We start from the raw sequence: 12,714 nt of genomic DNA on the forward strand, positions 1-12,714 counted from the left end.
AGAAATCATCTTTAAACTTAACTTTAATAATACTATCAATTTCATCCAGAAAAATCACAATTTTCCCCGGAATACTAGTTAACACGATCTGCTCAATAAACTTACTTAAGCACAACACCGGGGAAATTTGAGCACGCTCCTCTAACCAAGCTTCCTCATCAAATGTTCCAGAAAGCTCAAAATCATCTATCAATAAGGTAATCAAACTTTCATACCACATCGACACCGTGATGTCTTCTTTACCAATCACTGTCAGATCAATAGACGCGCAAGCAAATCCCTCTTCTTTCAAACGTTTTATCGTTCTTACCCGTAAACTCGACTTACCCATCTGTCGGGAATTCAGCACATAACAAAACTCCCCAGCCATCAATGCCTGATAAAGCTCATCATCCGCTTGTCGAGTGACATAAGTAGGTTCATCCTGAGGTAAACTACCTCCTACTTTGTAGATTGTTGAGTGTTGATTAGTCATTGTTGCTCCCGACTCCCGACTCCCGATTCCCGATTCCCGATTCCCGATTCCCGATTCCCGATTCCCGATTCCCTAAAATGCGATCGCTAAAATACAGACGATACAAATTAGATATCAAACTACAATCATTGCCATGGCGTTGCACCAATCCCATACTTTCCAACTTGCGAGTGATAGTAGCATCCAGGCGCACGGGTTTGGTTGTACTAACTAATAATTTAATAGCGTCCAGCAATTCGGTATGCTCTTGAATACTAGTTAACAGTAAGTACAAATGACTGCCATAAATTCCGGCTTCTGTGGGGGCATTAGCCAAAAGGGTATCCAGTGTTTTCTCTACTGCTTGGTGATTCTTGAGATGATCAAAGGCTTGGGACAATAAATAAGGATTTCCCCCCACCATTGCCATCAGTTGCGTTACTGAATCCCCAGACAAATTCAAGCCATAAGCCTGGGCAAAGCTCGTAACCTGCTGCTCAGTAAACTCTAGTAATTCTATAGGTAATCCGACATTAAACGGCGACTGTTCTATAGGTAAATTAACGTAAACTTCCGTGGCATAAACCACAATTAACCGTAGTTTTTTCCAAATCTCCTTACTCTTAGCATCTTCATGCCAACTACGCAGCAACGTCAAAAACCCTTTAGCAATCTCTTGATGAGAAAAGATTCGCTCTACTTCATCCAAACACAAAACTACTGGACTCTCTAAAGACGTTAATAAATACTGCTCTAAGTATCGTTTGCAGTTTACCTTGCTCGGTAAACGCTTTTTCCAATAACTGTCTAACTGATCTGGCAATCCTAAGTTATCAGACACTCGCACACAAAACGATTGTAAAAAATCATCTAAGTTAGTGAAAGGTAGCTCATTCATATTTAAATAAACCTGAGCATAACCCTGTTGTTTACTATGACTGATAATCTGCTGAATCAGTAAGGTTTTGCCCATCCGTTTCGGTGCTTTAATCCGAATTAACGCTCCCGGTTTAACAATTTCCTGATAACAACGATCCTCAACAGGTGGGCGCTCAATATATATCTCTTGAGTTGCTCTAGGTCGAAGCGATAAGTTGCACTCGTTTAATACTTGCTCAGCCACTAACTCCGGCTTATAGGTATTAACGATTTCAACTAACTCACAACGACAATTATAACCATTAGCTTCAAGATCAAAATCTTTATATAAATTAGAAATATGCTTTCTTACGGTAGATGGATCATTGACCTTTAGCACCTTGTCTCTGATTGCTTCATCTGTATTGCCACCAACCACCGCCTCCAACACTTGTCGTCTTCTCCAGGGCATGGTCTTGAATTTTTGCTCGAAGGCTTCTTTACTAATCATAGGCGATCGCTGCTAATGGGAATTTAAGGGGTAGGGTGCGTTAGGGGGGCGATCATTTTCCGTTTCAACCGCCAGAGTTATGTTGCTGCCCGTAACGCACCACCGTGTCAAACAGCAAAAATGAGATGCACCCCTTAGGTTGTCCTATGATTATTTTAGAGTATTATTCATTAGTTGAGCGAGATTGAGACAATAGTTTCACAAAGTTTGTTTATCTGTGAAAAAATAATCACAAATATCTTATTAGAGCTTCACCCACATGAAGTGCCATGAAGTAACCTGAAGTTTTTTCCACACTGAATGCATCTCATTTTTGCTATTTGACTCGGTGGGTGGAATGGGCATCTTGCCCGTTACAATCGGGCGGACTGTTCAACCAGAAAGAGGCGGAAAATCAGGTCTAGCCCGCCCCTAACGCACCCTACGCAACACATACTAATAAAAAAAAATCGGTCAAAGTTTGGTTAACCAATGCTTGACCGAATTCTAATATATAAACCACTACAATTAAATCTTAGCGTATCAGCCATCAGCTTATCAGCTATCAGCTTATGGGTTAGGTCACAGGCTAGAAGCCTGTGCCACAAAGCTGACGGCTGACGGCTGACGGCTGATCACTGATCAGTGACCATTTACCTCAGCAACTGATTCAAAACAACAACATCCTAACTCAGTAAACTAACCTCCACAAAACAAGTTTCACTCATGGTCGCCAGGGGGTCAAAACCCTGGCAAATTACTATCCTAGTCTACGTAAAAATAGCGAATCAAAAAAGTCATAATCTCATCAGGCTTCCCCGTAGGTTCCGGAGTGCTCCACTCGTTGGGATAGGCGTATTTAAGGCCATAAAGGGCAATAATTGTCTTCCAAACTTTTTCAGGAGAACCGGTCAAGATAAGTTTGACTTTCTTAGGTTTGCGACCAGAGTTTTCTGGGGTGTTTTTGTCATCGGAGTTAGGTGGAATGTTCTTGGTCATGAATCGTGACTCTTGTAAATGGCTCATACTATTAATATATTTATAAATTAATAAGTTGTCAAGGGATTTAGAATTTTTTTTTCTTATGAAATATGGCAAGTGTGAAGAGTGTTAGGAGTTTATGAATGGTGGAAATATTGGGAATATAAATATTTTTTTATTTGTCTATTTTTTGATTAAAATAAATATCAAACAGCGGTTTGCAATTCAATTAGGTACATTGCAAACCGCTGTAAGGTGATGCGCATTTAAATTGGTTTTTTCTGTTCCCTATTCCCTATTCCCTGTTCCCTATTCCCTGTTCCCTTTGCTAGCAATCCTCAGCTCGCGTTTCGTTGCAACTGGTGCATATGATTAAACAACTTCCAGCAATATTCTTCAGATAGCCCGCAGGTAATAGCACCCCGGAGTACCACATCGAAATACCAATCATTAGGAGCCATTTCCCGGTCTAACTTATTCACCACCACATAAGTCCGAACGCCATGATACAACTTATGTTGACAGTGGACATTTACCATTTCCTGTCGGTAGATACTGTGAGGCACACCTTCCCGCAGATCCAAAGCTTCACTCACCCGCCAAGGTAAATGATACAACACTCCTTCAACCCTTGAGCCAGGAGTTTTCACCACATCTAGCGTGCCACAATTACGACTTGGAGATTTGCTGTAAAAACCAATATGATAATCCTTGAGAGTAGCAGTACCAATCACAAAATTATGGGTATCTTCCCCAAGCGATCGCTTTAAATCTACTGGACACATACAAGAGCCATAAGCAAAATAGTAAAACCCTGACTCTGTGTCAAGTTGGTGTTTTTTGTGAGTGTTTAGCTGGGCAGCTGACATACGCAATACTATTTCCTAACTTAGACCTAGACCTTGGCAAATAAAACCTAATTTTACCAAAAACGTTTCAGCCAAAAAAAATCCCACCGTTTCAGTCAGTGGGAGAATTATTGAAATGCAAAATACGCAGAGGTTTAAACTTTAAATAAGGATTGTATTGATTCCATAACAATTTGATATCAGACCCCTGCTCGTGATCCTATCGATAACTCAGGATCATTACTCAACTTACCGTTCTGCATAGCTGAATACAATCGGTTCACCGCATTAACATACGCCTGTGCTGAAGCCACAATAATATCCGTATTCGCCGCATAACCCGAATAGACCCGTTGATCGTGCCGCAAACGAATAGTCACTTCCCCAAGAGCATCAATGCCTGCTGTTACCGATTGCACCGAAAACTCAATCAGTTCATTAGGCACATTCACCACCCGATTAATAGCCTTATACACCGCATCCACCGGACCAGTACCAATAGCAGCATCACTAAGTTCTTCACCCGTAGGTGTTCGCAGGGTAATCGTAGCCGTAGGATTAGCATGATCCCCACAGGAAACCTGCACCAACTCTAAGTGAAACACTTCCGGTGCCTGGTAAATTTCATCATTAACAATGGCTTCTAAATCCCAATCCGTAATCTCCTTCTTCTTATCTGCCACCTCTTTGAAGCGAACAAATGCCTTATTCAAGTCATTGTCGGACAACTCATAGCCCAACTCCTTGAGGCGAGAACGGAAAGCATTGCGACCCGATAGTTTACCCAGTACAATCTGATTTTCCTTTAACCCAATCGATTCGGCATCCATGATTTCATAGGTCAGCTTGTGCTTAAGGACCCCATCCTGGTGAATACCAGACTCATGAGCAAAAGCATTGGAGCCCACGATCGCCTTATTCGGCTGCACCAACATCCCCGTAAGACTCGAAACCAGACGGGATGTCTTGTAAATCTGACGAGTATCAATAGTGCTTAGGGGTTCCTTCGACTCTGGGGGGCGTCCGAAGAAAGGATTGAAATACTGACGGCGGACATGTAATGCCATTACCAACTCTTCCAAAGCCGCATTACCAGCCCGTTCTCCAATACCATTAATCGTGCATTCCAGTTGCCTGGCTCCATTTTTCACTGCTTCCAGGAAATTAGCCACTGCCAGACCTAAATCATTATGACCATGAACAGAAATAATTGCCCGGTCAATATTGGGAACATTTTCCTTAATGCCACGAATCAAGCCACCAAATTCGCTTGGGGTAGTGTAACCTACAGTATCAGGAATATTAACCGTAGTAGCCCCCGCATCAATTACCCGTTCTAGGACTTCGTAGAGATACTCGGGATCGCTGCGCCCTGCATCCTCCGGGGAAAATTCCACATCATCCACAAAAGACTTCGCATAAGCCACCATTTCTGGAGCAATCTCTAACACTTCCTTTCTAGTCTTCTTCAGTTTGTACTCCAGATGAATATCCGAAGTAGCAATGAAAGTGTGAATACGGGCATTAGCTGCCGGTTTGAGGGCATTCCCTGCCGCCTTGATATCATCACGACTTGCCCGTGCTAGACCACAAATAGTTGGTCCAGATTCTATGCCCACAGCTTCAGCAATTTTTTGCACCGCCTCAAAATCCCCAGGACTAGCGTAGGGAAAGCCTGCTTCAATCACATCTACTCTCAATCGTGCCAGTTGGTGAGCAATAATCAGCTTCTCATCCACATTGAGGGTTGCTCCAGGAGATTGTTCCCCATCCCGAAGGGTAGTGTCAAAAATGATAATGCGCTCTGATTGAGGTTGCTGGTTCATAACTAACTCGATTGGTTGATAGTCAGTGATTTGAAGAGAACGGTGGTCAGACAACTAGACCGAGAGTTTGCTTCATTTATAATTATAACTATGAATCAATTTTTTCTATTTGATCACGGACATCATTTAAATCAATATAACGGTCAGTGGCATTCCTCAGTTCCCTAGCAATCATCCCTTCTGTGGAAACCACCGTAATATGGGTATTTTTAGAACGCAGTAATTCAATTGCTCTTTCAAAATCTCCATCTCCACTAAACAAGATTACTCGGTCATACTGTTCCACTGTATTAAACATATCCACAACAATTTCTATATCTAAATTAGCCTTTTGTGAATAGCGACCCGAGTTATCATCATAATATTCCTTTAAAATTTTAGTACGAACCGTGTATCCTAGACTAATTAGAGCATCTCGAAACCCCCGCTGGTCCTGAGGATCCTTAAGTCCGGTGTACCAAAATGCATTAACTAGAGTAATACCAGGCTCGTTTTTAAAGTAGTCTAAAACCCGCCTAGGATCAAAAAACCACCCATTCTTTTGTTGGGCGTAAAACATATTATTGCCGTCTACAAAAATAGACATACGTTTCAGTGGACAATGCATATTTACTTAAACCTAACAATTTTCTATATAATCTTTAATATAACTTTTCATTCTAGCAGTTTTTAGATAGTAAATTAGTAAGTACTGCTAAGACTTAACTAGTTAGTGGTAATTAGTGATTTGATTACTGCTGATAGTGATGACTTATCTGTACTTACCAATGGGATTGAGTAAGCAATAGCAGGATAATTTCCGGATTTTGAGGATAGGATGCCAAATTTTCCCTCATCTGTCTCGGTGCGCGTTCTTATCGCGTTCCCAGAGCGGCGACCTAGGAGTTGGTAACCTCGCGCCTTGTCGCACCGCTTCAGTTAAGTCCTAGGGAGAAGGGTACCAACTCAGATCGAAACAATCAGAGGTATCAAAGTAGTGGTAGTTTAACGGGACTGGCAAGCTTTTGCACAACCTGTTACTTGCTTTGAGTAGTGCCACAGTTCCTCAAAGCTTTCAGCTTCAACCGGTGGGTAAAATTATAGATAAGAGCACCAGTCACTCCAACTCCCAGCATAGAGCTTGCCAGTGTTAATTCCTGCCAATGCTAGGGAGAAGAGATTGACACAAGCGGTTACACCAGAACCACAATAAACCAGAATTTCTTGTTTGTTCTCCAGCTCAGTCCAGCGCTGTTTTTGGGATGCTAATGGTTGCAAATAACCATTGGTGTCCGTCACACCATGCCAAGGGTGGTTGATGGCACCGGGAATGTGACCGGCAACAGGGTCAATCGGTTCTCGTTTACCTAAATAGCGATCGCTTTCCCTAGAATCTACCAACGCCACCTCTGGCAAATCTTTACGTACTTTCACACTATTAATATCCACCACCCAATCAGAGCGCAACTGCTCTACAAATATTCCTGGTTTTGTGGTAGGCTCTTGATCAGTTACTGGATACCCTTGGGAATGCCATCCTTTCCAACCCCCATCCAGCAAACCCACTTGGTCGTGTCCCAAGTAGCGCAGCAGCCACCACAAGCGGGATGCAAACGCAAAACGGGAATCATCATAGGCAATCACTAGGGTTTTTCGGAAATTAACACCAATCCCTGCTAATTTCTGGGCTAACTTCCCAGGTTCAGGCAAAGGATGACGCCCACCATGACGCTCTACTGGTCGCGAAAGGTCTTTATTCAAATCGAGATAGTGAGCACCGGGGATATGGCTAACTTTATACTGTTCATACCCCAGGTTTGGATCAGATAGAGCAAAACGGCAATCGACAACTACGATGTCGGGACTATCAAGATGCTCATTCAGATACTGAGCAGAAACTATAAAAGCATGTTCCGTCATGTGACATCACGGATTATAAATTTTAGTATTGATTTAGGACGAATAAGCTTTAGCGATATCAAGTGAGTCCAACGATTTAGCCTCCTAGGACTCCGTTCAAATAAAATTAATTAACGTTTGCTTATGTTGTTGAGATATAAGTTGGTAGTGCTTCCTTGAGAGGGATGAAAACCCCCAGCCATCCGCTGTCAGATTTTCATCCCTATTTCTCCCGCTTTTGGCGGCGGCGATCGCGCCACTCAGCAGCAGTTAGATATATGATTCCTCCGCTTACCACCACTAATAATCCAGCGGCAGCAAAGAACAACATAGTGATTACGGGATTTTCCACGATACTGTTAAAATCCGTTACGACCCCAGACAACCATTGAGATTGACCAAGTAAACAAAACCAGTACAGAAACCCAGCCTAGTGTCAGAATATCCATAGCAATATATAAAAAATTACTCAATAACTCCAAATCTTATAATAATTCAATTTGACACCGCCACCTCCTGCAGAAGTGGAATTCCTTTGGGAATTATCTAGTTATAGGGTTAGCCCCCCCGTCTTTGACCAAAGCTGATTATCCAGAGTCTGGCTAGCTTTCAGGTCCAGAGTATTTTACCTGCACAGGGGGATAGTGTGACAGTTACTAAACTGTCCACAGATTGCTTCAAGAAAACTTGTGATGATCACCTGATCCTGAGATTTGACCTTATGGACAATATTGTAGTGTTAGTGTATTATATATGTAATATAAAAGAAAGATAATTATTGTTATGCCTTACGAAAAACTAGACCTGTCCACCCCAAAACCGGTGTTGTCTTGGGCCAATCACTCCCTAGCTGCTCAGGAAACCCAAATGGCTAAAAATGTGGCATCTCTGCCATTTGTGTTTAAGCACGTCGCATTAATGCCAGACGTTCACCTAGGTAAAGGCTCATTAGTTGGCTCTGTAATTGCCACGAAAGATGCCATCCTGCCAGCAGCTGTTGGGGTAGATATTGGTTGTTTTACAGGTGATACCCTCGTTCCCTTGGTTAATGGCAAATCTTACACCATCGAAGCACTAGCCAGCAGTCAGCGCGAAATTATTGTTTACTCCTGCACACAAACAGGAAGAATTGTCGCGGCTAAGGCTACAGCCAAATTAACCCGCCGTAACCAAGTACTCTTAAAGGTCGTTCTTGACAACTCACAAGAAATTAAATGTACTCCCGATCATCGATTCATGCTCAGGGATGGCAGTTACCTCGAAGCCCGTGACCTCAAACCGGGGACATCTTTGATGCCTTTCTACTCCCAAACCGATAAAGATGGTTACACCTTAATTCAGCAACCCTATTCTGGAAGATGGCAAAAGGCAGATGGGATTATCTCTTCCTCTGATATCCCTGCCTCTGATATCCCTACCTCTGAATTCTTAGAATCTCAATTGTTAGGAACAGTACCATCTTTTCCAGGTTACAGAACAGTAATTGATCACCATAACGTTGATCCTGCCGAGCATCCAAGCTCAAATCTGGTAGGGGGGGCAAATCACAAAGTCGTCAATATCTTACCACTTCAGGAAAGACAAGATGTCTACTGCCTAACCGTGCCAGAGTATCACAACTTTGCCCTGACCGCTGGTGTGTTTGTTCACAACTGTGGCATGTCTGCCATTAAAACCCCTTTTGTAGCAGAGCAATTGGAGGGCAAGTTCAAGAAGATTCGCTTGGACATTGAAGCAGCTATTCCCGTTGGCTTTAATGAAAACAAAGATATCGAAAAAGCAGTAGTAAACTGGCAAGGCTGGCGTGACTTTAAGGAGCTTCATCCAGGTGTGCAACGGCTAGATGGAAAATCCATGAAACAGCTGGGTTCCCTTGGTGGTGGCAATCATTTCATTGAATTGTGTCTTGATACCGAAAACCAAGTGTGGCTGATGCTACACTCCGGTTCACGGCATATTGGTAATCAGCTAGCTAAGTGCCACATTAATACCGCTAAAGAATTAGCAAAGCTGGCACATACTAACCTTCCTGACCGAGATTTAGCATACTTTGTCGCAGGAACCCCTGAATTTTCTGCCTACTGGCGGGATTTGCAATGGGCGCAAAACTATGCCCGTTACAATCGTGATATCATGATGGCTCGCTTCAAGCGAATTGTTGAGAAACATCTGGTTGGTGGTAAGTCCTTCAAGCCCTTGTTGTCAGTTAACTGCCATCACAACTATGCCGAGAAAGAAATGCATTTCTCCGAAGAGGTTTATGTCACTCGAAAAGGAGCAGTGCGAGCTCGTACCGACGACTATGGTATCATCCCTGGTTCCATGGGGGCAAAGTCTTTCATTGTTAAAGGTAAAGGCAATCATGACAGCTACTGCAGCTGTGCTCATGGTGCTGGTCGTTTGATGTCTCGCACCAAAGCAAAGAAGCAGTTCACCGTTGATGATTTAGTTGAGCAAACTAAAGGTGTTGAGTGCCGTAAAGATAAGGACGTTATCGATGAAATCCCAGGTGCTTATAAGCCAATTGATCAAGTGATGGCTAATCAGTCAGATCTAGTTGAGGTAGTGGCAACTCTGAAACAGGTTGTTTGTGTTAAGGGTTGAAAACTTTCAAAACTGAATCGAATCATTAACTGTTAACCATTAAGAAAAAGGCAACAGAAGCATAAACGTTTCTGTTGCCTTTTTCCTGTTTTAATCTACCAAAAAAATAGATATCTACAGACATCAGCCATTGTGGTGAAGGTTTATTACGCAATTCAACAGATCTGTTGTAGTTTGGTCCCATTACAGGTTACTATTCCCTTAGGATTTAGAGCGGGATTTTATGGTTAGAATTACCAAATCTACCTTCCGGTCAACCCTTAAGTGAATCTGATAGTTTTTTTGCTCTGTGATTAATAAATTTTTCTGGTTTTCACTAAGTTCTTTTAACCCATAGTTAATCCAAGCCATACCATTTTCCCATTCCGGTGATACTACCCTAATGAATAATCCTAAAAGTAAAGCAGCTTGGCTTTCATTAGAGTATTTATAGGGAATTTTAGTGGCGATCGAGGCTTGAGTTATATTGTTAACATTTCCCAGAATATTAATTAATACTGTACCTCCCGTATTGTTGCCTATCAAATTAATTTGATTATGAATAGTTTCTCCCTGGTTAAAGGTAAACCCAATGGCCTCAAAACCAGGCTTTATTTTGTCTATACCTATACCTAGTCCATTTTCTTCATATTCAGTTATAATAGGAAGCATGAGTTGATTGATCATTGACGCTTTATCTACTAGTTGTTCAGAACTAGTTTTAGCAACACTTGATAAGGATTTTTTTGGCTTTGACGTATCCTTGAACCAACTAATTATTGATTCTATTGGATTAACAATAGTTTTTGATGAATCCGTTAATCGAAAATTGTTGTTTTCCATTAACAGACTGATTACTCCTACGATAATTACTAGAGAAGGTAACAGGCAAAAAGTAATAATGAACGATTGTCCATTGAACCAATTTTTAGAATACTGTTCTTTAGTCATTTCCTGCCAAGCTCAAAGTCGCCAAGGGTGGATATTTGATTATCAATAGAGCTAGGGGTAAAAACGATTCTGGAAGCGTTACCCCACTTAACCTTAAACCTAATTTTTACACCTATATCTAAGGTCAGATAGAGATAGTTATTCGGGTATATATCATCGGTAACTGATAATTGGGAATTTCCAATGTCCAATTGAGTATCATACTATTGCTGCTCTTAAACAACACTTGTATATCGCAATTACCTATTACTTATTACCTACTACCTATGACCTATTAACAGACACTTCTCTCTATCAATATGCATAGAAAATTAGTATTTAGTTAAGATGTTTTTGAAGTTAATCACGAAGTTTAATGGCACATTGTGAAAAACTTGGGAAGGCTAACCCTAGTATTGTATAGTAGTTCTTACCCAAAATGTGAAATTTTGGTGAAAAACAGTTGGTGAAGAACACCTTGAGGTGCGACCCAAGACCGCGAGGGATTGCTCGCGCCCTAGGAGGCGCGCACCTTAAGTGTCTTGCTATACAAAACGAATGGCAAGCACTCACCTTCGGTATCACCGGACTTGTGAAAACTTAACGTTAAAAAAAATAAGGTAAAAACTTTAACTAGTAAAGTTTAAGTTAAAAGGAACTACTGACAGAACCTTCCTTTTCCCCTTACCTCAGCGATGCAGTCGCTCATGGGGAAACCCCACTCGCGCTTTGCATCAAGACAGGGAAAAGATGAGGGGTTACACCCTTCATCTTAACAAATTTAACAGATTCCCGTAAATCCCTGTTTTCTTCTTTACTTGTCTTACGGATACCCTTCAGGAAAAGCCTAGGAAGTCGGGGTAGTTGATCAGAAAATTTTTTCCCCTATTGACCCACTCATACCACCTTGCTTTCTTGCCATGCTACTTCCTGGGATTGATAGGGGAGATAGGGACGATGGGAAAAATGGGAAAATGAGGAGAATGGGACAGGAGAATGGCCAACAAGAAGACTATTTCTTTTTTCGCTTTGCCAACAGTGGCAAGGCAGACAGTATACCTAGGAAACTGAGTGCTAGGAAAAATGGTAAGCGATCGCCTCCTTGCAAAGCTTCCCCCCCAGTTACTCCCAGCCAAGTATAAGCGAGGGTACCAGGAATAATCCCAAAGAAAGTGCCAAGGGTATACTCTACCGAGCCAATCGGGGTTAGACCAAACAGGAAATTCACTACATTAAACGGAGAAATGGGCGCAAAGCGTACTGCTAAGACAAACATCAGGGGTGTTTCCATCACTGCTTGATTGAAGCTGACCAACGCTTTATGATGCCTGAACTTGTATTCAACCCAATCTCGCAATAGATAACGCGCTACCCAAAATGCTCCCAATGCACCTAAAGTTGCTCCGATAACAGACCAGAAGGTACCCCAAACTAAACCAAACACTGTGCCACCAGCGATAGTCAGTACTGTGCCAGGAATTCCTAAAACCGTTGCTAGAGCATAAACCAGGATAAATAAACAGATTGCCCAATGGCCTAATTCTTGCAACTGTTGCACTAGGAACCTCTGGTTAAATAAGGCTCTTACAGGAGTCGAGTAACACAATAGGACCAAAATAAATAGCGCGATCGCTAACCAAAGGCTTCGTCTTTTGAGTAATCTGTTCAATCTCATCAATCGTCTACCTTAATCACCTTAAATTGTCAGGACTTAGGGTCAGGACTTAGGCAATACTCGCTGAGGGGGTGACAACAAGGCATTAAACTAGACAGGGTATGGGGTGTGGGGTGTGGGGGGTGGGGAAAATAGAAGGGAATTTGGAGTGAGCCATTGGATAACAATCGCTCCGAAACCTGATTTAACCG

12 protein-coding genes are annotated in these 12,714 nt (G+C 42.1%); 1 reads left to right on the top strand and 11 read right to left on the bottom strand.

The features are described 5' to 3' along the window. From AC4II3_RS26335 to petN, 9 genes are all read right to left on the bottom strand, one after another. Nucleotides 1-475 (bottom strand): AAA-like domain-containing protein (locus AC4II3_RS26335; protein ID WP_490722933.1); only part of this gene is annotated, 475 nt, incomplete at its 3' end. Then, complete coding sequence (locus tag AC4II3_RS26340) at nt 468-1,823, bottom strand: AAA-like domain-containing protein (protein ID WP_490722934.1); 1,356 nt, start codon at nt 1,821-1,823, stop codon at nt 468-470. The genes AC4II3_RS26340 and AC4II3_RS26335, both read right to left, overlap by 8 nt. A gap of 744 nt (nt 1,824-2,567) precedes the next feature. Further along, on the bottom strand, nt 2,568-2,801 hold the full coding sequence (locus AC4II3_RS26345; protein ID WP_488013483.1) for a hypothetical protein: 234 nt from the start codon (nt 2,799-2,801) through the stop codon (nt 2,568-2,570). A gap of 320 nt (nt 2,802-3,121) precedes the next feature. Further along, on the bottom strand, nt 3,122-3,652 hold the full coding sequence (locus AC4II3_RS26350; protein ID WP_488013481.1) for a gamma-glutamylcyclotransferase family protein: 531 nt from the start codon (nt 3,650-3,652) through the stop codon (nt 3,122-3,124). 179 nt (nt 3,653-3,831) lie between these two features. Next, nucleotides 3,832-5,457: a 2-isopropylmalate synthase gene (locus AC4II3_RS26355; protein WP_488013479.1), complete on the bottom strand. Its 1,626-nt coding sequence runs from the start codon at nt 5,455-5,457 to the stop codon at nt 3,832-3,834. A gap of 88 nt (nt 5,458-5,545) precedes the next feature. Then, a complete protein-coding gene (locus tag AC4II3_RS26360; RefSeq protein WP_071102932.1) occupies nt 5,546-6,064 on the bottom strand; it encodes a LabA-like NYN domain-containing protein in 519 nt (172 codons plus the stop codon). Nucleotides 6,065-6,534: 470 nt separating this feature from the next. Further along, a complete protein-coding gene (locus AC4II3_RS26365; RefSeq protein WP_488013477.1) occupies nt 6,535-7,356 on the bottom strand; it encodes a sulfurtransferase in 822 nt (273 codons plus the stop codon). A 202-nt stretch (nt 7,357-7,558) separates the two neighbouring features. Beyond that, the gene (locus AC4II3_RS26370; RefSeq protein WP_293084475.1) at nt 7,559-7,687 is read right to left on the bottom strand and encodes a hypothetical protein; all 129 of its coding nucleotides are present in this window, start codon (nt 7,685-7,687) and stop codon (nt 7,559-7,561) included. A 7-nt stretch (nt 7,688-7,694) separates the two neighbouring features. After that, on the bottom strand, nt 7,695-7,784 hold the full coding sequence (petN, locus tag AC4II3_RS26375; protein WP_010871354.1) for a cytochrome b6-f complex subunit PetN: 90 nt from the start codon (nt 7,782-7,784) through the stop codon (nt 7,695-7,697). A 334-nt stretch (nt 7,785-8,118) separates the two neighbouring features. Between petN and AC4II3_RS26380 the strand changes: the two genes are divergently transcribed. Beyond that, on the top strand, nt 8,119-9,939 hold the full coding sequence (locus AC4II3_RS26380; RefSeq protein ID WP_488013473.1) for an intein-containing RctB family protein: 1,821 nt from the start codon (nt 8,119-8,121) through the stop codon (nt 9,937-9,939). A gap of 201 nt (nt 9,940-10,140) precedes the next feature. Here the strand turns inward: AC4II3_RS26380 and AC4II3_RS26385 are convergent, their stop codons facing one another. Both AC4II3_RS26385 and AC4II3_RS26390 read right to left on the bottom strand, forming a co-directional pair. Then, the gene (locus AC4II3_RS26385; protein ID WP_488013471.1) at nt 10,141-10,869 is read right to left on the bottom strand and encodes a hypothetical protein; all 729 of its coding nucleotides are present in this window, start codon (nt 10,867-10,869) and stop codon (nt 10,141-10,143) included. Between the two features lie 991 nt (nt 10,870-11,860). Continuing rightward, entirely contained in the window at nt 11,861-12,523 is a 663-nt protein-coding gene (locus AC4II3_RS26390; RefSeq protein ID WP_488013469.1) for a TVP38/TMEM64 family protein, read from the bottom strand. Nucleotides 12,524-12,714 lie beyond the last annotated feature (191 nt).

The sequence above is a fragment of the Moorena sp. genome, from assembly GCF_982860115.1.